This window comes from Streptomyces sp. M2CJ-2, from assembly GCF_016757295.1.
GTDB lineage: Bacteria > Actinomycetota > Actinomycetes > Streptomycetales > Streptomycetaceae > Streptomyces.
The window spans coordinates 1-340 of record NZ_JAESIF010000316.1; the positions used below are offsets into that span (position 1 = coordinate 1).

Genomic DNA, 340 nt, shown 5'->3' on the forward strand with positions numbered 1-340 from the left:
CAACTCGTCCGGCACCAGCCGCTCAACGATCCCTGCCATGCCCAAGAGCCTATCGAGCCAAATGAGATGACTTCTAAGTGGCACCTGGACGAGGTCTTCGTGAAGATCAACGGCGAGCGGAGGTACCTGTGGCGGGCCGTCGACGCCGACGGCACCGTGCTCGACATCCTCGTGCAGAACCGGCGCGACAAGGCCGCGGCCCGACGCTTCTTCCGCAAGCTCCTCAAGCAGACCGGCGCCGTGCCGCGGGTGATCGTCACCGACCAGCTCCGCTCCTACGGCGCGGCGCACCGCGAGGTCATGCCCTCGGTGGAACACCGCTCGCACAAGGGCCTGAACA

1 pseudogene is annotated in these 340 nt (G+C 66.2%); it reads left to right on the top strand.

The annotated features are described in order from the left end of the window. Positions 1–75 precede the first annotated feature (75 nt). Positions 76–340 (top strand): annotated as a pseudogene (locus JL475_RS39460) (transposase); the annotation flags it as partial.